Annotated in this window: 18 protein-coding genes; 9 read left to right on the top strand and 9 right to left on the bottom strand. The window is 70.1% G+C overall.

Annotation, left to right across the window (positions count from 1 at the left end):
* Positions 1–48: 48 nt before the first annotated feature.
* The gene (locus AAEP86_RS03630; protein ID WP_420369188.1) at positions 49–327 is read right to left on the bottom strand and encodes a cyclophilin-like fold protein; all 279 of its coding nucleotides are present in this window, start codon (positions 325–327) and stop codon (positions 49–51) included.
* On the opposite strand from AAEP86_RS03630, the gene AAEP86_RS03635 reads away from it, so the two are divergent.
* The 3 genes from AAEP86_RS03635 to AAEP86_RS03645 are packed head-to-tail and all read left to right on the top strand — an operon-like array spanning position 320 to position 2020.
* The gene (locus tag AAEP86_RS03635; RefSeq protein WP_420369189.1) at positions 320–898 is read left to right on the top strand and encodes an RNA polymerase sigma factor; all 579 of its coding nucleotides are present in this window, start codon (positions 320–322) and stop codon (positions 896–898) included. The genes AAEP86_RS03630 and AAEP86_RS03635 overlap by 8 nt on opposite strands.
* Entirely contained in the window at positions 864–1895 is a 1032-nt protein-coding gene (locus tag AAEP86_RS03640) for a CU044_5270 family protein (RefSeq protein ID WP_420369190.1), read from the top strand. The genes AAEP86_RS03635 and AAEP86_RS03640 overlap by 35 nt, the downstream gene beginning before the upstream one ends.
* Positions 1895–2020: a hypothetical protein gene (locus AAEP86_RS03645; RefSeq protein ID WP_420369191.1), complete on the top strand. Its 126-nt coding sequence runs from the start codon at positions 1895–1897 to the stop codon at positions 2018–2020. The genes AAEP86_RS03640 and AAEP86_RS03645 overlap by 1 nt, the downstream gene beginning before the upstream one ends.
* A gap of 30 nt (positions 2021–2050) precedes the next feature.
* Here the strand turns inward: AAEP86_RS03645 and AAEP86_RS03650 are convergent, their stop codons facing one another.
* Positions 2051–2257: a DUF2510 domain-containing protein gene (locus tag AAEP86_RS03650; protein ID WP_420369192.1), complete on the bottom strand. Its 207-nt coding sequence runs from the start codon at positions 2255–2257 to the stop codon at positions 2051–2053.
* A gap of 45 nt (positions 2258–2302) precedes the next feature.
* Positions 2303–8215 (bottom strand): GH92 family glycosyl hydrolase, encoded by a 5913-nt coding sequence (locus AAEP86_RS03655; RefSeq protein WP_420370438.1) that lies wholly within the window; start codon positions 8213–8215, stop codon positions 2303–2305.
* A 136-nt stretch (positions 8216–8351) separates the two neighbouring features.
* Here AAEP86_RS03655 and AAEP86_RS03660 point away from each other — a divergent pair, with 136 nt between their 5' ends.
* The 5 genes from AAEP86_RS03660 (at position 8352) to AAEP86_RS03680 (ending at position 11894) form a co-directional block, all read left to right on the top strand.
* Entirely contained in the window at positions 8352–9353 is a 1002-nt protein-coding gene (locus tag AAEP86_RS03660) for a LacI family DNA-binding transcriptional regulator (protein ID WP_420369193.1), read from the top strand.
* 140 nt (positions 9354–9493) lie between these two features.
* Positions 9494–10651: an FAD-dependent monooxygenase gene (locus tag AAEP86_RS03665; RefSeq protein ID WP_420369194.1), complete on the top strand. Its 1158-nt coding sequence runs from the start codon at positions 9494–9496 to the stop codon at positions 10649–10651.
* 159 nt (positions 10652–10810) lie between these two features.
* Positions 10811–11323 carry an AAA family ATPase gene (locus AAEP86_RS03670; protein WP_420369195.1) on the top strand — a complete coding sequence of 171 codons (513 nt, stop codon included), beginning with the start codon at positions 10811–10813 and terminating at the stop codon, positions 11321–11323.
* A gap of 44 nt (positions 11324–11367) precedes the next feature.
* A complete protein-coding gene (locus AAEP86_RS03675; protein WP_420369196.1) occupies positions 11368–11607 on the top strand; it encodes a hypothetical protein in 240 nt (79 codons plus the stop codon).
* Positions 11608–11711: 104 nt separating this feature from the next.
* The gene (locus AAEP86_RS03680; RefSeq protein WP_420369197.1) at positions 11712–11894 is read left to right on the top strand and encodes a hypothetical protein; all 183 of its coding nucleotides are present in this window, start codon (positions 11712–11714) and stop codon (positions 11892–11894) included.
* A gap of 513 nt (positions 11895–12407) precedes the next feature.
* Here AAEP86_RS03680 and dnaB read toward each other — a convergent pair.
* The 6 genes from dnaB to AAEP86_RS03710 all read right to left on the bottom strand — a co-directional run bounded on the left by dnaB (position 12408) and on the right by AAEP86_RS03710 (position 17622).
* Positions 12408–13775, bottom strand: coding sequence for a replicative DNA helicase (gene dnaB / locus AAEP86_RS03685; RefSeq protein ID WP_420369198.1), 1368 nt, complete (start codon positions 13773–13775; stop codon positions 12408–12410).
* Positions 13776–14307: 532 nt separating this feature from the next.
* A complete protein-coding gene (rplI, locus tag AAEP86_RS03690) occupies positions 14308–14760 on the bottom strand; it encodes a 50S ribosomal protein L9 (RefSeq protein WP_069712629.1) in 453 nt (150 codons plus the stop codon).
* 14 nt (positions 14761–14774) lie between these two features.
* Complete coding sequence (rpsR, locus tag AAEP86_RS03695; RefSeq protein WP_017887834.1) at positions 14775–15032, bottom strand: 30S ribosomal protein S18; 258 nt, start codon at positions 15030–15032, stop codon at positions 14775–14777.
* Positions 15033–15079: 47 nt separating this feature from the next.
* The gene (locus AAEP86_RS03700; RefSeq protein ID WP_420369199.1) at positions 15080–15652 is read right to left on the bottom strand and encodes a single-stranded DNA-binding protein; all 573 of its coding nucleotides are present in this window, start codon (positions 15650–15652) and stop codon (positions 15080–15082) included.
* 3 nt (positions 15653–15655) lie between these two features.
* Positions 15656–16027: a 30S ribosomal protein S6 gene (gene rpsF / locus AAEP86_RS03705; protein WP_305738385.1), complete on the bottom strand. Its 372-nt coding sequence runs from the start codon at positions 16025–16027 to the stop codon at positions 15656–15658.
* Between the two features lie 158 nt (positions 16028–16185).
* Entirely contained in the window at positions 16186–17622 is a 1437-nt protein-coding gene (locus AAEP86_RS03710; protein ID WP_420369200.1) for a CCA tRNA nucleotidyltransferase, read from the bottom strand.
* A gap of 123 nt (positions 17623–17745) precedes the next feature.
* Here AAEP86_RS03710 and AAEP86_RS03715 point away from each other — a divergent pair, with 123 nt between their 5' ends.
* Positions 17746–21750 (top strand): DUF6049 family protein, encoded by a 4005-nt coding sequence (locus AAEP86_RS03715; protein WP_420369201.1) that lies wholly within the window; start codon positions 17746–17748, stop codon positions 21748–21750.
* Positions 21751–21838: the final 88 nt, after the last annotated feature.

Genomic DNA, 21838 nt, shown 5'->3' on the forward strand with positions numbered 1-21838 from the left:
GGACCTGGACCTCTGAGCGGCGTCGCGTTCCGGCCGCCGACGGGGCGATCACGCGGTGCGGATCCGGACCGAGAACGATCCGGCCTCGTGGTGGACGGCGTCCACATCGTCGTACGTCCCGATGGGCACGATGCCGCTGGAGCTGTCGACGTGGTCGTAGTACAGGACCAGGCGTCGCTGCGGACTGTAGTAGCCGATCGCGGCTGACTCGGCCGAGCTCTCCTCCGGCGCTCGTGCCAGGTCGAGGGATCGAGCGGTGCCTATCCTGAGTGAAATGACGAATCGTGAACTTCCAGCGCTCAAGTGAGCAAGAACCGGTGTGAGCACCGATAGCGACATCATCCGGGGGGCCGTGGAACGCCCCGCGGAGTTCGCGCAACTCTACGATCGTCACGCGCCGGCCATCCAGCGTTTCGCGGCCCGCCGTGCTGGGTCGGACGCGGCGGAGGATCTGCTGTCCGAAACCTTCGCCGTGGCGTTCGAGCGGCGTGCCGCGTACGACTTCGCCCGCGAGAGCGCGCTGCCGTGGCTGTACGGCATCGTCACCACGCTCCTGAAGCGCCACCGACGGCAGGAAGCGCAGCAATGGCGGAGCGTTCAGGCCGACCCGACATCGCTGGTCACCGAACAGTCGCACGACGCGCTCGAGGCAGAACTGACGATGCGCCGTCTCAGCAGCGCGATGCAGCGGATGCCGGCGCGTGATCGTGATGCGCTCCTGCTGTACGCATGGGGGGACCTCGACTACGAGGGTGTCGCGCTCTCCTTGGACGTTCCCGTCGGGACCGTCCGCTCACGACTCAACCGAGCACGCCGCACATTGCGTGCTGCTCTAGGCCGCGCCGCGGCACAGGAGGTGGACCATGGACGAGCTGACGCTGCTTCGAGCCGTCCGTAACGACGCGAACCCGGCCGACGCCGAGGCTCTGGACAGAGGTCGGGCCAGGTTGCTCGCGCACATCACCGCTTCGAGCCCGGGCAAGGCACCCGCTCCCGCGGAGGATCGGCGACGGCGGATCATCCGACGAGTTCGATGGTTCGGTGGCGGGTCCCTGGTCGCAGGCGGCGTTGCTGCTGCGCTCGTGGTCGGGAACGTCACTGGTTTCGCCGGACTGCGCGGCGGCGCTGACCTGGCTGCAGCAGACGTGTTGCACACCGCCGCGTCCACCGCCATCGCCACGAGCGACCCGGTAGTGGGCACGGGGCAGTACCTCGAGGTCGCCACGCACTCCGCAGTCGCCACCTCCACGGGCGCGGGCACGTACCTTGCATCGCAGGACGGGCAGCTCTACGTCCCGGCGGACACCGGCAGTACCTGGGTGTGGGTGCGCGAGCCCGAAGCCGTCGTCAAGACCTTCGGTGCTGGGTCTGAGCAGGCCGCAGCCCAGACGCCGAAGACGAAGGGCGAGTACCTCCGCGCTGACAGCGGCAGGTTCTACGGTGCACCGGCTGCCGTGTCACCGGCGAGCATGCAGGGACTCCCGCGCGACTCCGCCGCGCTCTTGCGGCACATCTACACGGTGACCGAGGGCCAGGGCGGCTCCCGCGATGGAGAAGCACTCGTCTGGATCGCCGACATCCTCCGCAGTGGAATCGTCCCCGCGGACCTCCGAGCCGCGCTCTTCACGGCCGCGGCAGCCATTCCCGGCGTCGAACTCACGGACGAGCAGGCGAACCTCGACGGCCACTCCGGCGTCGCGATCGGGCGCACTGAGTCCGATGGCACCCGACAGGAACTGATCATCGACCCCACCACCGGTCTCATGGTCGGCGAACGAAGCGTCGTCACCGGGAAGGCCGCGACGGCGTTGCGCGTTCCGAACGGCACTGCGATCGAGTGGACCACCGTCACAACCAGCGTGGTCGACTCCGCACCTGAGGGAGGCGCGAGGTGATGACCACCCACGCCCCTGCCTGCACCGACCTCGACGCCGTACCGACGCCGATGCCGATCGGTGAGGAACCACGCACTCGCTGGGTCGACGTGACCTGGGCGCTGCCCACCACGCCACAGCACTGAGTCCCGGTCGGGGCGGCGTGACCAGCTCGGTCACGCCGCCTGTGGCCTACTTCGACGCACGACCTGCTGCGTCCACTGGGCCCCGTCCCACCAGCGGATCCGACGGAGGCCGGGCGGACGTCCAGCCACCAGCCCGGCGATGCAGCAGACGCCACCGGCGACTCCTCGAGCGACGTCGACGGGAAGCAGGACGCGTCCGGTACTCCGGAGCGCGGCCCACACACACGAGAGGGGCACGGAACCCGAATCCGCACCCCTCCCGCTCCCTACGGCTCCGTCGGGCTACCTCATCCGGACCCGTCGACGCCGCACGACCGCCACTGCAGCGGTGATCGCCGCACCGAGCGCGATCAGCACACCCGCCACGACGCCCCAGCGCACCGGGTCGACGTCGGTACCCGTGTAGGCGAGACCGTCCCAGTTCCCCGGGTCGGCCGGTGCCGCGCCGGCGTCCGCCGCGGGCCGGGCGAGCACCCGGAACGCGGCCGTCACGGCGACGTCGGACTCCGCGCCGACCGCGACGACCTGGTGCGTCCCCGGGGTCGCTGCGGTCGGTACGGTGAAGGTCCCGCTCACGACGCCGTCGGCGTTCGCGGTCACGGTGCCGAGGGCGATCGGCGTGCTGTGCAGGGTCAGTGCGATCCGCTCACCGGCGGCGAACCCGCTGCCGGTGAAGCCGACCACCGTGCCCTCGGTGCCGGACGACGCCAGGAGGTGGAACTCGGGCGACCAGTGCCCGTGCCCGCCGCCGTGCCCGCCGCCGGTGCCAGGGGCGCCGCCGTGCCCGCCGCCGCCCGGCGTCACGACCTGGAACGTCGCACTCGCCACGGTCTGCGACGTCGCCCCGAGGGCGGACACCGCGTGGTTGCCCGGCCTCCCGGGCGCCGTCACGTCGAAGGCCAGCGCACCCGCGCGGTCCGCGGTGACCGCGACCCGGACGGCCGAGCCGTCCAGACGTACCGCGACCGACTCGCCGGGGGCGAACCCGGTCCCGGTGACGCGCACCGCGCCTCCAGGCCGGACACCAGACCCCGCGGACGTGGTGAGCGTCGTGTGCCACACCGGCGCCGCGGCGATCCGGACGCGGTCGCGCACGGTGGCGCTCCCGGTCCCGTCGTCCACCGTCACCGTCGCCGTACCCGACACCGCAGCGGTGTAGGTGTGCTTCCCGGTCACCGTCGCCGTGCCGGCCGCGACCGTGACGGTCGCGGCCTCGAGGGGCGTGCCGTCGCCCCAGTTGACGGTTGCGGTCGTCGTCCCGGCGGCGATCGCACCACCGGTGGCGGTGGCGAGCGTCCCGCTGACCGGCGTCCCGGCGGTCCCCGTCAGGGTCGGACCAGCGGTCGCCGCGAGCGGGACCACGGGCACACGGGTGCCGTTCGTCGCGATCGCGAAGACGTGGATGCGTCCCGTCGAGGTCGGTGCGCCGGTCTGCACGGGCAGCGTGATCGAGACGGCCCGCTTGCCGTCCGGGACGGCGAACACGGGTGTCGCGAAGACACCGGCATCGGTGGTGTCGGTCCCGCTGACGCCCACGGTCCGGTGGTCGCTCGTCGCCACGAGCGTGTCCCCGAACTGCGGTGCTGCGATCGAGGCGGTCCAGTCGCCGAACGCGATCGGGAACGCGGCGGTCGTGCCGTCCGCGTAGGTGATCGTGCCGACGGTCTGCTGACCGCGCTCGTTCGCCGTGCCGATCACGGACAGCTCCGTGATCCCGGTCCCGGTCGGGACCGGGATGGTCTGGCCGTTGCCGGTCGCGTTGTCCGGGTCGCCGGGTGCGACGGCCGGCAGGTCGAAGGTGAGGTCGGTGCCCCGCACCGGGTTCGTCGCGCCCTGCACGAAACCGTCCGCGGCGAGCGCGGACCGCGACAGGCCGCGGCCCTCGAAGTCGCAGTTCCCCGCCTGGCCCGGGTCGCCGAGACACACGTTGTCGTAGGCACCCTGGAGGCTCGGTGCGGTCCGCGAGACCGCCACCGGTACGTCCGTGCTCACCATCTGCGTGCCCGACCGGACGACGACGTGCACCGTGTGCGCACCGGCGGTGTCGAAGACGTGCTCGCCGGGGACCTCCCAGGCGCCGAGCGCCGACTTCGTCGGCGTCACCGTCCGGGGCCCCTTGCCGTCCTGCCAGTCGACGGTCACCGTGTAGTCGGACGCACGCGTCCCGGCGCCGGTGATCGCGGCGACGTTCCCCGTGAAGGGCTCGTCGACCTCGGCGGTGAGCCCGGGCGTCGGGTTGACCGACAATGTGCTCGTCGGTGCCGTGCTGTCCGCGAGCAGTTCGAACTCGCCGAGGCTCGGGGCGCGTCCGGTGTCGGTCCCCGTCACGGTGAGCCGGTACCAGGACAGCGCCGCCGGGTGTGCCACCGTGAACGGCCGGGTCTGCAGGGCAGCGGTGAAGCCGGCCCTCGGGACCGTCGAGAGCGGCACCCAGGTGGTGCCGTCGCTCGAGCCCTCGAGCTTCCACGACGTCGGGCGGGTCCCGCTCGCCGCCGTGGTGAGGGTGTACTGGTCGACCGTGACGGGGCCCTGCGCCGACTTCCAGGTGATCGCCGGGGTGGCGGATCCGAAGGTCGTCGCGGTGAGGGACTCGTCGTCGGTCAGGGCTCCGACGGCGGTGCCGTCGTCACTCGTGGTCTCGCCGTACCCGGAGGTGGTGGCGTCGACGAGCGGCTTCGGTGCCTCGGCCGGGACATCCAGGCCGGCAGCTCCCTGCGTCTTCCCGTTGCCCCACGCGGACGCCTTCGCGCCCATCGTGAAGTCGAGCGACCCGCCCTTCGCGATGGCCGCCTGCGACACGACGGCCCGGTCGAGGGGCTTGCCGTTCAGGGACGCAGACTGCACGTACACGTTCGTGGCGCTGTTGCCGGCGGCGTTCACGTGCAGGTCGCCACCGTCCAGGTGCACCGTCGCGGTGGAGAACAGCGGCGAACCGACCGTGTACTGGCCGGAGCCCTGTGCCAGCGGGTACAGGCCGAGCGTGGAGAACACGAACCAGGACGACATCTCGCCGTTGTCCTCGTCGCCGGTGTAGCCCTGCCCGATGTCGCTGCCGACGAACAGGCGCCGCAGCGACTCGCGGACCACGGACTGGGTCAACGAGGGGTCGCCGGCTGCGGCGGCGATGTACGGGATGTGGTGGGAGGGCTGGTTGCTCATGCCGAGCTGGCCGATGCGGACCGACCGCGCCTCGAGCATCTCGTGGATCTGCCCGCCGTAGGAGCCGACGTTCTCGGCGGTCTCCGGGCTGGCGTAGAACTCCTTGAGCTTCGCGATGAGCGCGTCGTCCCCGCCGTACAGGCCCGCGAGACCCTGCACGTCGAAGGGAGCGTGGAACGCGAAGTTCCAGCCGTCCGTCTCGGTGAAGGCTCCGCCCCACTCGGCGGGGTCGAAGTCCGCCGCGGGCACCTGGAAGGTCCCGTCGGCGTTCCGGCCCTGGAAGAACCCGGCGTCCGCGTCGAACAGGTTGACGTAGTCCTTCGCGCGGTCCTCCAGGTACTTCGCATCGGTCTGCAACTCGGCGACGCGGTCCGCCGGGGTGGCGGGATCGGTCGCGAGCTTCGCGGCCATCTTCGCGAGACCGTGGTCGTTGATGGTGCCCTCGAGACCCCACGAGACGCTCTCGCCGAGCGAGTCCGGGACGTACCCGAGGAACGCCGACTGGTCGAGCGCCTTGCGGCCGGCACCGGACACGTCGGTCGACACCGTCGTGGCGTTCTTGAACCCGGCGTCGAACGCTTCGAGCGCCGTCGCCGTGTCCACCGCTCCGTTGACGTACGCGTTCGCGAACGCGACGTCGGAGCTGGTGCCGGTCATCAGGTCGGCGTAGCCGGGCGAGGACCACCGCGGTGTCCACCCGCCGTCACGGTACTGCTGCACGAACCCGTCGACGAGTTCCTGCGCGACCTTCGGGTAGAGCATCGAGTAGAGCGGCCACACCGTGCGGTACGTGTCCCAGAACCCGTTGTTGACGTACACCTTGCCGGCCTTGACGACCGCGTTCGTCGTCGTGTCCGTCGCTGAACCCACGGGTGCGATGTTCGGGCTCGCGTGCTGGTAGACCGGGTCCGCCGCCGAGCCCGTGTTCTCGTACTGCGAGTTCGGGTAGAGGTTCATCCGGTACAGCGAGCCGTACAGGGCCTGCAGCTGCGAGTCGCTCGCTGCCGACCGCGGGACCTCGATGACACCGAGCCGGTCGTTCCACCGCGCTGCGGCACCCTGCTGGACCTGGTCGAAGGTCTTCCCGGTGAGCTCGAGTGCGGCGTTGTGTCGGGCCTGGTCGAGCGAGATGAACGAGGTCGACAGGCGCAGCTCGACGACGTGGTCGCCGCCGAGGCCGTAGAACGACGCGAAGCGGGCGCTCGACCGGTTGCCGGCGGCCGTGCCGGTGCCGGACGGGGCCGTGTCGAAGGTGCCGGCGAAGAACATCCGTGTGGCACCGACCGACAGGCCGGAGCCACCCTGCGTCCAGCCGGTGACCGTGCCGTCCGGGTTCACCGTGATCGACGTCTTCTCGTCACCGCCCACGTTGTCGAACACGACACTGCCCTCGTCCGACGGGAACGCGAAGCGCAGCACGGCGCCGTGGTCGGAGGGGGTGACCTCGGCGACGAGACCCGACTGCGTCTTCACGGAGTACAGGTCCGGCCGGGCCACCTCGTTGTTGTGGTCGAAGGCCAGGCCGCGGGCGTCGAGGGACGCAGTTGGAGTCGTCCCGGACGTGGACGGCATGATCGCGAGCTGGTCGCGGTCCCCCATCCACGGACTCGGCTCGTGCGAGACGCCCAGGCCCTCGAGCACGGACAGGTTCGCGCTGTTGTTGTCGGACGCCCAGGAGTACTCCCACGACTCGCTGTCCGCGGCGGTCATCGGGGTCCAGAAGTTGAAGCCGTTCGGCACGGCAGCAGCCGGGATGTTGTTGCCCCGGGAGAACCCGCCCGACGAGTTCGTCCCGCGTCGGGTGTCGACGTAGTTGGTCAGGCTGGAGCCGTCGATGCGCTCCGCCGCGGGGTCGATGCGGATGTCGTCGACCCAACCGTGGAACGTCGAACCGGCCTTCGCGCCCGCGGCGTCGTCGTCGTAGGCGAACAGCACCTTGGTGACCGTCTTGCCGGCGAGTGCGCCGAGCGGGATGCGGATCGAGTTCCACTGGTCGGCGAAGAACACCTTGCCCTCACCGAGCGCCTTCGCCGAGACGCGGTTGCCGTTCTCGTCGGTGACCTCGGGGTCCGCGGACACGAGCGAGCCGTCGGAGAGCTGGAGGTCCACGGCGGCGTAGGTCGACGGGTAGCTCGTGTCACCGCCGAGCTCGGGGAAGATCTTGTAGCTCAGCTCGGAGTCGGCGGTCACCGGCAGCGACAGGTCGTCGTAGAGCACGTTCGTGGCGCTCGCCTCGCCCGCTGCCACGTGGGACCCCGCGTACCGGAGCGCCTTCGTGCCGCTGAAGCCGACGGTCGAGCGGATGTTCAGCCCGGACACGGGGCCGTTGCCGACCGTCGTCACCATCGGGCTCGGCGGCGGCGGGGTGGTCGAGCCGTCCGAGATGCTCCAGTCGGCGAGCTGCGTCAGGCCGTCGCCGCTGTTCTGGCTGATCGTGAGGCGGTACTGCGAGTAGGACCCCGGGGTGGCCGCGCTGTAGTCGTTCGTCGTCCCACGGCCGCTGAAGGCCTGCCCGGACTGCGTGTCGACGGTGGTCCACGTCGTGCCGTCGTTCGACCCGGAGACGGTCCACGCCTTCGGGTCACGACCCGGTGAATCGTTCGCGCTCGTCAGCGAGTACTTCGCGAGCGTCTCGGCCTGGTCGAGGCGGTAGGTGATCACGCCCGTCTTCTGGAACGCCAACCACTTCGAGCTGGCGCTTCCATCGGCGAGGTTCGCAGCGACCTCGTTCGGCGGGTTCTCCGCGTCGGCCGTGACGGCGGTGACGTGCCCGAGCAGGCTCCCGACGGGCAGGGTCGACCCGGTCACGGTCGTCGACGGGCTGAGCGGCGTGTTCGCGAGCGGCTGTGCGTCGGCGCTCTCGAACGAGGTCGTGAAGGGTGCGGCGGCGGCCTGCGCCGGGGCCACCCCGATGAGTGCGCCGGACGAAGCGATCGCTGCTCCGACGACGACGGCCACGAGGCGGCTCCCGAACCCGCTCGACGTGCCCCTGATCTGCTGCATGGTCCGGCCGCGCCGGGAACCGTATGACGACATCGTCACCTTTCGAGGATCGTGGTGGGGTGACGCCGCGTCGACCATGACAGCGCTGTCACACGGGGAAGGTCTACCGGTTTCATGTGAACTCTGTCAAGGACTGCTCAGCTTCGCGGACGACCGTACGATGACGGACGTGAGCAACCAGCGGCCGACCCTGCAGGCAGTGGCCGCACGCTCGGGCGTGAGCATGAAGACCGTGTCGCGGGTCGTGAACGGCGAGCGGTACGTCGCCGCCGAGACCGCCGCCAGGGTCCTGGCGGCAGCCGCCGACCTGGGGTTCCGGCCCAACGCCCTCGCCCGCGAGTTCCGCGCCGGCGCCCGGTCCGCGACCGTCGGGCTCGTCACCGGCGACGTCGCCAACCCGTTCTACTCACGCATCGCCCGCGGTGCGGAACACGCACTGCGCGCACCCGGCTACAGCCTGCTGTCCGCATCGAACGACGAAGACCCGGCACGTGAGCGCACCCTCGTCGCGCAACTCGTCGAGCGCCGCGTCGCCGGGCTCCTGATCGTGAGCGCCGACGACGACCACGCCCTCGTCGAACGTGAGCGGGCCCTCGGCACACCCGCGGTCTTCCTCGACCGGGCCCCGACGGACGTCCAGGCCGACACGGTCGTCCTCGACAACGCCGGCGGCATGCGCCTGGCCGTGGAACACCTCCTCGCGCAGGGGCACCGCCGCATCGGGCTCGTCGGGGACCTCAGCCGACTGTCCACGCACCGCGAGCGGATCGACGCGTTCGGTGTCGCCGTACGGGAGGCGGTCGGCGGCGACTGGGAACGCCTCGTCCGGAGCGGCTCCCACGATGCGGCGCAGGCCGAGCATGCGGTCGCGTCCCTGCTCGACGACCGTGACCCGCCGACGGCCGTCGTCACGACGAACAACCGGATCACCACGGGCGCCCTGCACGCACTGTCGGGCCGGGCCGAGCGGCCCGCACTCGTCGGGTTCGACGACTTCGACCTCGCCGACGTCCTCGGCGTCACCGTCGTCGCACACGAACCGGACGAGATGGGGCGCGTCGGCGCGGAGGAGTTGCTCGCCCGGATCGCCGGGGACGACGCGCCGGCGCGCCACCACGTGCTGCCGGTCCGCTTGGTCGTGCGGGCGTCGAGCGTCAATCCGAACTGGTGAGGTGCCAGCCCGGCGCCGTGCGCGCTGTGCGCGCTGTCCGCGCTGTGTCAGGACGCTGCGCGGGCTGCCGGTGTCAGTGCCGTGTCAGCAGGACGTGAGTGGTCGGGCGGATGGTGCTCCCACCGACACGAGGAGCCCACATGTCCCGCATCCTGATCTCCGGCGCGAGCATCGCCGGACCCGCGCTCGCCTTCTGGCTGAGCCGTTCCGGCCACGACGTCACCGTCGTCGAGAAGAACGACGGCGTCCGCCCCGGCGGGCAGGCCGTCGACTTCAAGGGCACGACCCACATGCGGGTCCTGCGCGAGATGGGGATCCTCGACGAGCTCCGCCAGTACGACATCCGCGACGAGGACGCGGCGATCGTCGACGAGCACGGTCGCACGATCGGGATCGCGCCCGGCGGGCTCGGATCCGGGGAACTCAACGTCCCGCGTGACACGATCGCCACCGTTCTGTACGAGCGGACGAAGCACGACGTCGACTACCGGTTCGGCGACCGCATCACGGACCTGGTCGACGACGGCGAGGGCGTCACGGTGACGTTCCGGAGCGGCGCGACGGAGCGGTTCGACCTGGTCGTCGGCGCCGACGGCGTGCACTCCGGCGTGCGTCGTCTGGTCTGGGGTCCCGAGGAGCAGTTCGTCGAGCACCGCGGACACCACTACGTCCTGGCGGACCTGGACCTCGGCGACGACGACGTCGTCTACAGCCAGCCCGGCATGACCGTCATGCTCGGCGGGTCGAAGGCCCCGACCTTCATCGTCGTCGCCGCAGACCGGTTCCCGGAAGCTCGGGACAACGTCGACGAGCAGAAGCGTCAGATCGCGGGTGCCCTGCAAGGCGGCCGGTGGCGCATCCCCGAGATCGTCGGCCGGTTCCCCGACGCGAGGTCGTTCTACGCCGACTCGATCAGTCGGGTGACCGTCGACCAGTGGACCCGGGGACGCGTGGTCCTCGTCGGCGACTCCGCGTGGGGGAACGCCCTGAGCGGCTACGGCACCGGACTCGCCCTGGTGGCCGCGTACGTGCTCGCCGGCGAGCTGCGGCTCGCGGACGGCGACGTCGCCGCGGCCCTCGTCGAGTACGAGAGCCGCTTCCGGCCTTACACGGCCGCGTCGCACAAGGTGAACGCCGGCGCGCTCCTGGCACCGAAGACCATGCGGGGGATCCGTCTCCGGAACCTGTTCTTCCGCGCTGCATCGGTCGCGTCACCACTCATGCGACTCCTCGACCTGCCGGCCAAGGGGATGGACCTCCGCCGCTACCAGCACGCGGGAGCGCTCGTCGAGGGTTGACGTGCCGCTCGTGTCGGTCCGCTGTGACCAGTGACTCCGGCTCGATAGTCGATCGGTTTTCGGACACGTCCTCGGAGTTCCGGTGTACGTATGCGCTTCGCTGGTGCCGCGTGCCGATGACCGATGGACAAGGCGCTACGGCCAACGAAGGAGTCGTCGATGCTGGTTCAGGTGTGTGGTCTCCCCGGTGCGGGGAAGTCGACGCTGTCTGCTGCGATAGCGGAGTTGACGACCGCGCTGACGCTTCGCGTCGATGCGATCGAAGGCGCGATGTGGAAGTACCAGATCCCGCGCGAGCAGTCGGGGATCGCCGCGTACTCGGTCATGCATGCCATCGCGGTGCCGAATCTGCGCCGCGGCCGGATGGTGATCGCCGACGCGGTGAGTGGCGTGGAACCCGCTCGGGCTGGGTGGGTGTCGACAGCGGATGCCGCCGGGGTACCGCTGCGCGTGATCGAGGTGGTGTGTGCGGACGTCGCCGAGCACCGTCGCCGGGTGGAGCAGCGTGCGAACGACCTACCGGGGTTCACGTTGCCGACGTGGGAGGAGGTGCAGCGCATGGCTGACGAGTACGAGCCCCGTACGGACGATCGGCTCGTCATCGACAGCACCCGTCCGCCGGAAGAGACGGTCCGCCAGGCACTCGACTACCTCGAACTCGACGCCCGGTAGGGGATGGTCTGTCGGACGCCGTCGCGCAGGAAGATGCTGGGCTGATGACAGACGAGGACGAAACGACCGAAACGCCGCGTCGCTTCCGGACCCTGCGACCGAACCCCCTTCGGGAAGTCCTCCCGTGGGTGGCCGTGGTGGTGGGCGTCGTCCTAATCATTCGAGGAGCCTTTGACGTCTCCCGGCACGACGACCCTGCGCAGCTCCTGATTGGCTTCGGCCTCGCAGCGCTCGTGTTGGTCGTGTTCTCCGTCAACCGTTGGCAGTCGAAGCGAGGGCTCTGACGTCGTCTCAGTAGTCGATCCCAGGCAGTTCGACTAGGGCGGGCGGGTAACGGTTTGTCTACCGCTCCCGGCCGTTGAGTTTGGGTGGTGGTTAACTGCCGAGCATGAGCCTCACCGAAGCGGCCGCATCCTGCGCGACGGCCACGTCCGACTGTGACGACACCGTCGGTGGGTCGACGGATCTGCTCCCGCCGCTGCTCATCGCCGGGATCGTGGTGGTTGTCGTGCTCGCCGTCTTTGTAGCCGTCCTGTGGCGCCGCCGTCACCACTCACGACTTACGGACTAGCACTCGTTCGACTGGTCAGCGCTTGCTCTGATTGCGGAGACTCCACACACCGAGGTACAGAGACCAAGGCATGAGCAGGATCAGCGGCAGCCATGACCCGACTCGACCAGTATTGATGACCAAGTCCAGGAGCCCCAGGGCGAGCATCAGCGCGGCAGCGATAGTGACGAGCCAGGCGAGCGCACGAGGCAAAGGTCTGAGCGAACCCACGGCGAGATGCTATCCGGCACGATCGTCCGACAACCGATCCGCAACCGGACTCAACAACGCGGAAAAGGGTCGATGGCCCCAACCTCGGCCTCTTCATCGGTGCGGTCGTCGCACTCGCGCCGGCCGTAGAGCTTTCGTCTCACAGAGATGGCCCGCAGTCTTTCTCACTGATCGACCGTCATACGGACGTCACGCGAGCTGCCAAGTCCCGGCCCGGCGGGCGCGATCGTGACCACACCCCCGTCCGGACGGCGACAAGTTATGTGCGAAGGAGTCAAGTTGTGCGCGTGGCGACAGCAACAACTACTGCGGCATGTCAACGAACCGCGAGAACATCCCGTGGAACGCCACCGTGATGGTGTCCGTCGGCCCGTTGCGGTGCTTCGCCACGATGAGGTCCGCCTCACCCTGCCGCGGGTTGTCCTTCTCGTACGCGGACTCACGGTGCAGCAGGATCACCATGTCAGCATCCTGCTCGATCGACCCGGACTCACGCAGGTCGGAGATCTGCGGCTTCTTGTCGGCACGCTGCTCCGGTCCACGGTTCAGCTGCGACAGCGCCACGACGGGGACCTGGAGCTCCTTCGCCATGAGCTTGAGCGCACGCGAGAACTCCGAGACCTCCTGCTGGCGGCTCTCGACCTTCTTGCCCGACGTCATCAGCTGCAGGTAGTCGATGACGACCATGCGGAGGTTGTGCTGCTGCTTGAGGCGGCGGCACTTCGCGCGGATCTCGACGAGGGTCATGTTGGGGGAGTCGTCGATGAAGAACGGGGCGTCGTTGATGCGCCCGCGGGTCTGGGCGATGGTGGTCCAGTCGCGGGAGTCCACGGTGCCCTTGCGCATGTTCTGCAGCGGGACGCTCGACTCGGCGGAGAGCAGACGCATGGCGATCTCGGCGCGACCCATCTCGAGCGAGAAGAACGCGGCGGTCTCGTTGTGCTTGATGGCGGCGGCTCGGCAGAGGTCGAGCGCGAGCGTCGACTTCCCGAGGGCCGGGCGGGCGGCGATGATGATGAGCTGCCCGGGGTGGAAGCCGTTGGTGAGACCGTCGAGCTGGGCGAAGCCGGTGGGCACGCCGGTCATCTGGCCGTCGCGGCCCTTCGCGGCCTCGATCTCGTCGAGGGCGGCCGAGATCGCTTCGGTCAGGGGGACGTAGTCCTCGGTCTGCACGCCGCCGGCGACGTTGTAGACCTCGGCCTGCGCGCTGTTGACGAGGTCGGTGACCTCACCCTCGGACGCGTAGCCCATCTGCACGATGCGCGTGCCGGCGTCGACGAGGCGCCGGAGCACGGCCTTCTCGGCGACGATCGCTGCGTAGTACCCGGCGTTGGCGGCGGTCGGGACCATGCTCGTGACGCTGTGCAGGTACTCGGCGCCACCGGCTCGGGAGAGCAGGCCGGTCTTCGTCAGTTCGTCGGTGACGGCGATGACGTCGGTCGGCTCGCCGTGCGAGTAGAGCGAGAGGATCGCGTCGAAGATGACCTCGTGCTTGGGGATGTAGAAGTCGACGCCGCGGGCCGTCTCGATGACGTCGGCGACGGCGTCCTTGGACAGCAGCATGCCGCCGATGGTCGACTGCTCCGCCAGGAGGTCGTGGGGCGGGGTGCGCTCCATGCCACCGCGTTCCGCGAAGTCCTGCGGTGCGGGGTCCAGATGCGCGATCGACACACTTGCTCCTCTTGGTCGGACGGCGGTCCACGAGCGGACCGGCCTGCCTGTTCTACCCCGGGCGACCGACATCGCCGAGTCGCTGGGCCAAGCTACGGGTACAGAGTTATCCCCAGCAAACGGGCCTGTGGATAACTTTGTGGAGAGTCTGCGGAACACGCCGGACGGCTGTGTGGACAACTGTGGACGAGGGTGTGGACAACCTGCCCGGGGAACACACGTTCGACCATCTGAACTGGGATTTTCGGTTCCACATGGTGTGTGGACAACTGGGGTTCAAGTCCGCATTGAAGGTTCCGATTTGACACCGTCGACCTGTGCAAAAAGAGTTGACAAACCGAAACCTGAGGACAACGTTCTCACGCTCTTCCCAGCAGCGGCGACTGTTCCTGAGCGGTAACCGGCCGAGCCAGCGCACGCCGCGCCTCCAGGCCGCTGCGTACCCGCCGGACCGCATGCGGAGGCGGGAACACGACGACGGGCGGGCCTCCCGGAGGAGACCCGCCCGTCGTGAGCGGAGGTGCTGTCCGAACTACTTGGCAGCGACGACCTGGAGCGAGATCACCGCGGTGATGTCCTCGCGCAGACGCACGGTGGCCTCGTGGTCACCGACGGTCTTGATGGTCGCGGGGACCTCGACCTTGCGCTTGTCGAGCGAGCCGACGCCCTGCGCCTGGACGGCGTCAGCGACGTCGCCCGGACGGACGGAACCGAAGAGACGACCGTCCTTGCCGGCCTTGACGGTCAGCTTGATGGTCGCGTTCTCGAGCTTCATCTTGAGGTCCTGCGCCTCTTCGATGGTGGCGAGCTCGCGAGCGGCACGGGCCGCACGGATCGACTCGACCTGCTTCTCGCCGCCCTTGGACCACGCGACAGCGAAGCCCTGGGGGATGAGGTAGTTGCGGGCGTAGCCGTTCTTGACGTCGACGACGTCACCGGCGGAACCGAGGCCGGAGACCTCGTGGGTGAGGATGAGCTTCGACATGTGTCGACCTCCGATCAGCGGCCGGAGCCGGCGTAGGGGAGGAGCGCCATCTCACGGGCGTTCTTCACGGCACGGGCGATGAGGCGCTGCTCCTGGACGGAGACGCCGGTGATGCGACGGGCGCGGATCTTGCCACGCTCCGAGATGAACTTGCGAAGGGTCGCGACGTCCTTGTAGTCGATGACGCCGACCTTGATCGACTTCGCGGGAGCGGCGTTCTTGCCGCCCTTACCGCGAGGCTTCCGGCGGTCGCCGGTGCTCTTTCCAGCCATTGTTTGTCCTTAAGAAGTGGAAGTTGTGTCCGTTGAACCGCGGAGGATCAGAACGGGGTCTCGTCGTCGTACGTGCCACCCGGGGTGCTCCACACGTCGTTCGACTGTGCGTTGCCGCCCTGCTGGCCACCCTGCGGGGACCAGGGTGCGTCCGACTGACCGCCGCCGTTGCCGTTCCAGCTACCGCCGCCGTTGCCGCCGGCGCCGCTGTTGCCAGCGCCACCACCGACCTGGCCACGTCCGCCGCCGGAACCACCCGCAGCACGGGTGATCTGCGCGGTCGCGTAGCGGAGCGAGGGGCCGATCTCGTCGACCTCGAGCTCGATGCTCGTGCGCTGCTGGCCCTCACGGTCCTGGTACGAGCGCTGACGGAGGCGACCCTGCGCGATGACGCGCGAGCCCTTCGTCAGTGAGCCCGCCACGTGCTCGGCGAACTCGCGCCACACGCTCGCACGGAGGAACAGCGCGTCGCCGTCCTTCCACTCGTTCGCCTGACGGTCGAACGTGCGAGGGGTGGACGCGATGGTGAAGTTCGCCACGGCGAGCCCGTTCTGCGTGTACCGCAGCTCGGGGTCCGCGGTGAGGTTGCCCACCACCGTGATGACGGTTTCGCCGGCCATGGCTTACTCGGCGCTCGCGGTCGCGTTGGCGGCCTTGCGGGCCGCGCGGGCCTCGTCGCGCTGCTTCTGGGCGGCGACCTGCGCGATGCCCTCTTCGGCGCGGAGGACCTTCGTGCGGAGCACGGCCTCGGAGAGGCCGAGCTGACGGTCCAGCTCCTTGGCGGCCTCGGGGGAGGACGTGAAGTCCACGACGGCGTAGATGCCCTCGGACTTCTTCGCGATCTCGTAGGCGAGACGACGACGGCCCCAGACGTCCACGTTGTCGACGGTGCCACCGTCGTTGCGGATCACGGCCAGGAACTTGTCCAGGCTGGGAGCGACGGTGCGCTCGTCGATCTCGGGGTCGAGGATCGCCATCAGTTCGTACTGGTGCATGCGGAACCCACCTCCTCTGGTCTCAGCGGCCCCGAGCAGTTCTCGGGGCAGGAGGGTTGATGCATGTGTCCTGCCACGCAGGAGCGTGCGGACAACCCCGCAAGCCTAGCGGACGGCCTGGAGGCGCGCCACCGGCTGTGGAGAACGGGCCGCGTCCGTCAGGCGGTCGCGTCGCGGGCGGCCCACCAGGCGCGCAGACGCGCCTCGGCATCGTCGGCCCCGAGGGGGCCCTCGTCCATGCGCAGTTCGAGGAGGAACCGGTACGCCTCTCCGACGGCACGGCCCGGCGGGATGTCGAGGATCCGCATGATGTCGTCGCCGGACAGGTCGGGACGGATCGAGTCGAGTTCCTCCTGCTCGGCGAGGGTGCCGATGCGGGCCTCGAGGTCGTCGTACGCGAAGGCCAGCCGGTCGGCCTTCCGTCGGTTCCGCGTGGTGACGTCGGACCGGGTGAGTTCGTGGAGCCGCTCGAGCTGGTCCCCGGCGTCGCGGACGTACCGGCGCACGGCCGAGTCCGTCCACGCGCCCTCGGTGTACCCGAAGAAGCGCAGGTGCAGCTCGATCAGTCGGCTCACGGCCGCGATCGTGTCGTTGTCGAAGCGCAGGGCCCGCAGACGCTTCTTCGCGAGCTTCGACCCGACGAGGTCGTGGTGGTGGAAGCTGACGGCGCCGCCGGGTTCGAGCTTGCGGGTCGCCGGCTTGCCGATGTCGTGCAGGAGCGCCGCGAGCCGGAGCACGGTGTCCGGCGCCTCGCCCGCGTGCCGCTCGGCCTCGTAGCCGATGGCCTGCTGCAGCACCGTCAGCGAGTGCTCGTAGACGTCCTTGTGGTGGTGGTGCTCGTCGATCTCGAGCCGCATGGCGGGCAGCTCGGGCAGGAACCGCTCGGCGAGGCCGGTGTCGACGAGCAGCCGGATGCCGTCCACCGGGTCGTTGGTGCCGAGGAGCTTGACGAGCTCGTCGCGCACGCGTTCGGCGGAGACGATCTCGATGGAGTCGACCAGGTCCGTCATCGCCTCGCGCACCTCGTCCGAGACGCTGAAGCCGAGCTGCGCCGTGAACCGTGCCGCGCGCATCATCCGCAGCGGGTCGTCGCGGAAGGACACCCGCGCGGCCTGCGGCGTGTGCAGGCGCTCGGCGAGCAGGTCCTCGACCCCGCCGTGCACGTCGACGAGTTCGCGGGCCGGCAGCCGGAGCGCCATCGCGTTCACCGTGAAGTCGCGGCGGAGCAGGTCGTCCTCGATGGTGTCGCCGAACGCGACCTCGGGCTTGCGGGTCTCGCCGTCGTAGACGTCGCTGCGGTAGGTGGTGATCTCCACCTGCTCGCCCGCGACCCGGGCGGCGATCGTGCCGAACTGCCGCCCGACGTCCCACGTCGCGCTCGCGATCGGCTCGACGATCCGCAGGACGGTGTCCGGCCGGGCGTCCGTCGTGAAGTCGAGGTCGGTCACCGGGCGGCCGAGGAAGGCGTCGCGCACCGGTCCGCCGACGAGCGCCAGTTCGTGCCCGGCGTCGGCGAAGGCCCGAGCGAGGAGGGCGACGGGCTCGGTGGCGGCGAGTGCGTCGAGTCGTTCGACGGCCTGGGCAACGGACTGCATGACGGACCTCATCCTCCCAGATCGCGCCCCCGAGTTCTCCCCGACCTCCGCGCGCACGGCCGTGTCCATGGTCGCGCCTCATACACTCGTGCTCGGCCCGAACCGACCACGTGGCCCTCCTGTATGCAGATCTTCCGCACCACCCTCGCCGCCGCCGCGACCGCCCTCGTCGCGCTCGGCGTCGTCGTCGCGCCCGCCGCCGCCGACGGGGCACTCGCCGCCACGTCCGCTCGTCCCACCCAGCAGACGGCCGCTGGACAGGGGGAGACGACGGTGTCGGTCGCCCCGGCCGACCGCGGGATCGTCCGTCGTGGCGAGGACCTCGAGCTCTCGGTCACGGTCACGAACGGCACGGACTCGGACGTCCCCGCCGGGACGGTCGACCTCGACATCTTCCGGCCGGTGAGCACGCGGGCGAACCTCGCGGACTGGTTGTCCGACACCACCACGAACGGTTACTTCGGCGCCCCGATGGGGTCCACGGACATCCCGGCGGTCCCGGCGCACCACTCGGTCACCCGCGCGGTGACCATCGTCCCCGGCAACGTGGGCCTCGGCGGCTACTCGGACTTCGGCGCGCGACGCATCGCCGCCGACTACACGGCGGGCGACACCACCGCCATCGGGCGGTCCGCGATCACGTGGTACCCCGACTCGGCGCAGGACCCGGTCGGCGTCTCCGTGGCCATGCCGATCACGCTCCCGAAGACCGGCGACGGGATCCTCGGTCCCGCGGTCCTCGCCTCCGCCACGGCCGTCGACGGCACGCTCACGCAGCAGCTGCACGCCGCCGAGGACCACAACGTCGCCCTCGCGATCGACCCCCGGATCATCGCCTCGATCCGACTCCTCGGTGCGGACGCCCCGTCGTCCGCCACGTCCTGGCTCAGCCGGCTGGAGTCGCTCCGCAACGAGACCTTCGCCCTCCCGTACGCCGACGCCGACGTCACCGGCCTTCGGCAGGCGGGTGCGAACGGCGTCCTCGCGCCCATCTCGCTCGACCAGGCCGTCGACCCCGACCGCTTCCCGGGGGCGGCCACCCCGACGCCGACGCCGTCCGCCGGCACCCCGTCCGCCGAGCCCGGCGCGACGACCGCGCCGACCGACGGCGCCACCGACGCCGACCGCGGCTCCGACGGCACGGCGACGGACGACCGGTCCGGCGGCACGCCCACCGTGCTGCCGACGACGCAGTCCCTGCTCGACTACCCGTACTCGATGGACGGGATCGCCTGGCCGGTCGACGGCACCGTCGCCGCAGCGGACCTGCCGGCCCTCGCGAAGGGCGGCACGAAGACCACGATCCTGTCGAGCGGCAACACCTCCGCCGGCGCCGACGCCACCATCCCGGCGTCCGAGCAGATCGGCGGTCAGCACGTCCTCGTCTCCGACCAGGGCGCCTCCCGGCTCCTGCGCGCCGCGGCCGACGCGACGAACCAGCAGGACTGGGCGAAGGCCGTCTCCGAGCTGACCGCGACCCTCGCCGCGGCGGCCCGCACCGACGCGGCCGGAGCTCCGCTGCTCCTCACGCTCGACCGGTCGTGGCCCACGGACACCGAGCGCCTCGGGCAGGCGCTCGACGCGCTGGAGAGCACCCCGTGGGTGTCCTCGACCGACCTCTCCCGGACCACCGCGGCCACCCCGGGGTCCCTGACCCTCTCCGCGGGCTCGAACGGTGACGCGCGGACCGACCAGCTCGAGCAGCTCGTCCAGGGCGAGACCGACCTGGCGTCCTTCGCCTCGGCGCTGGACACGCCGACCGACCTCACGGCACCGGCGCGGCTCAACCTGCTCGCACTCGCCTCGAACGCCTGGCGCACCGACCCGGACGGGCTCGCCACCGCCGTCGACTCCCGGGTCGCCGCCTGGGCGGACACCGTCTCGAAGGTGGGGATCGTCGACTCCAGCAGCCTCACGCTGCTCGGCGACCGGTCGTCGCTGCCGATCTCGATCCGCAACAGCTCGAAGTACCCCGTCACCGTGCGGCTCTCCGTCCAGCCTTCGAACTCGGCGCTCCGCGTCGTGCGGAACGACATCGAGGTGAAGATCCAGCCGGACTCCTCCACCCGCACGACGGTGCCGGTGCAGTCCGTGGCGAACGGCAGCGTCGACCTGACGATGTCCCTGTCGAGCCCGACCGGCATCAAGATCGCGACGCCGGCGACGGTCGAACTCAACGTGCAGGCCCAGTGGGAGACGGTGATCACCGCGGCGGCGGCAGTCGCCCTCGTCGCGATCTTCGGCTTCGGCATCTTCCGCAGCATCCGCAAGCGGATCCGCCGCCGGAACGGCGAGGTGGACGACGAGGACGACGACGACCCGAACCGGCCGCTCGAGGTGCAGCCGCTGGTGGGCGGCGCGCCCCTGGCGGCGGCGATCCGACACGTCGGTGGCGAGCCGCGCCTCACGTCCCGTCCCGAGCAGCCCGCCCGGCCGTCCGCCGCACCCGAGGAGCCGACCATCAGCACGACACAGCCCGAACCGGTCGTCGACGCCGAACCGGTCGCAGAGCGCAACCTGGGCCGTGCCAGTGCCATGCTCGCCGCGGGGACCATGGTGTCCCGGATCCTCGGCTTCGCGAAGACCTTCGTCCTGGCCTACGCGATCGGGCAGAACAAGAGCGTCTCCGCGAACGCCTTCGCGGTCGCCAACCAGCTCCCGAACAACATCTACGCGCTCATCGCGGGCGGCTTGCTCTCCGCGGTCCTCATCCCGCAGATCGTCCGGGCGATGAAGCAGCACCGCGACGGCGGGGCCGCCTACGTCAACAAGATCATCACCCTCGGCGCGGTGGCCTTCCTCGTGGTCGCCGTCGTCGCGACGGTGTTCGCCCCGGCCCTCATCCGCCTGTACACGTCGCAGGGCACGAGCATGGACCTCGCCGACTCCGCCGGGGACCTCGCCGTCGCGTTCGCCTTCTGGTGCCTCCCGCAGATCCTCTTCTACGCGATGTACTCGCTGCTGGGGGAGGTCCTCAACGCCAAGCAGGTCTTCGGTCCGTTCACGTGGGCGCCGCTCATCAACAACGTCATCGCGGTCGCCGGGCTCATCGTCTTCATCGCCATGTTCGGCACCGACAACAGCGACGTCAGCGAGTGGACGCCGCTGAAGATCGCGGTGCTCGCCGGCAGTGCCTCCCTGGGCGTCTTCGCGCAGGCCGCGTTCCTGCCGTTCTTCTGGAAGCGCGCCGGCATGACCTTCCGCCCGGACTTCCGGTGGCGCGGCGTCGGCCTGAAGTCGACGGGGACGGCAGCCGGTTGGCTCTTCGCGATGATCCTCGTGACGCAGCTCGCCGGACTCGTGCAGTCGAACGTCGCCTGGCGCGCGGGCCAGGAGGGCGCGGGCAACGCCGTGCTCGGGAACGCCTGGCTGCTCTTCATGCTCCCGCACTCGATCGTGGCCGTGTCCATCGCGACCGCGTACTTCACCCGGATGAGCCACGACGCCGAACGCGGCGACCTCGACGCCGTCCGTCGGAACCTCTCGCTGTCGCTCCGGATCGTCGGACTCTTCACGGTCTTCTCGACCATCGCGCTGATGGTGGTCGCCGTGCCGTTCGGGCGCGTCTACGAGGGCACCTTCGAGAGCTCCGTGGCGGTCGGTGCGGTGCTCGTCGCCTACATGCCCGGGCTCGTCCTGTTCAGCATGCTCTTCATCATCCAGCGGGTCTTCTGGGCCATGCACGACCACCGCACGCCGTTCCTGATGCAGTGCATCCAGGCCGTGCTCTTCGTGATCGGCGCACTCGCCGTCACCACCTTCCCAGCGTCGGTCGTCGGGTTCGGAATCGCAGCGTGCACCACGATCGCGGGCTCGGCGCAGACCGTGGTCGCCATCGTCCTGGTCCGTCGTCGCCTCGGGGGCATCGAGGGAGCGATCGTCACCCGCTCGCACGTCCAGTTCGTCATCGCCGCGCTGATCGCCGGCGTCGCCGGTCTCCTCACCGCGAACTTCTTCGGCGCGTTCTCGCCGGACGGCTTCGCGATGTCCGACCGCACCGGCGCCCTCATCACGATCGTCCTGACCGGCGCCGTGATGGCGGTCGTGTACTTCGCCGCGCTCGTGGTCGCGAAGAACGGCGAGATCGCGAACGCGGTGTCGCTGCTGAAGGGCCGACTCGGGCGCTGACCGGCCGCGGGCCGTGCCGATGTCCCGCCGGGCGCACGGTCCCGCCGGCGCTGTCCGTCCACCGGCCGGTCGGAATGTCCCGCCGGTA

This window comes from Curtobacterium sp. L1-20 (assembly GCF_048755855.1).
GTDB lineage: Bacteria > Actinomycetota > Actinomycetes > Actinomycetales > Microbacteriaceae > Curtobacterium.